General features: G+C 48.6%; 1 rRNA gene. It reads right to left on the bottom strand.

Features of this window, described 5'->3' with window-relative positions:
• Positions 1-255, bottom strand: a 23S ribosomal RNA gene (locus V7S74_RS10975); the annotation flags it as partial.

Raw genomic sequence — 255 nt, 5'->3', positions numbered from 1 at the left:
GCCGCAACAACACTGGTTTGGGCTAATCCGCGTTCGCTCGCCACTACTTACGGAATCACTTTTGTTTTCTCTTCCTCTGCTTACTTAGATGTTTCAGTTCAGCAGGTTCGCCTCCTATCTTAAATAGAATAATAGATCTTCAATCTACTGGGTTGCCCCATTCGGAAATCTTCGGATCGAAGGTCTTGTGCACCTCCCCGAAGCTTATCGCAGCTTAACACGTCCTTCATCGCCTCCAAGAGCCTAGGCATCCCC

Origin of the sequence: Aquirufa novilacunae (assembly GCF_045310505.1) — a bacterium.
GTDB classification, from domain to species: Bacteria; Bacteroidota; Bacteroidia; order Cytophagales; family Spirosomataceae; genus Aquirufa; species Aquirufa novilacunae.
Note: the sequence above shows the minus strand (reverse complement) of the source record. Positions and strands in the feature narration are given on the sequence as shown.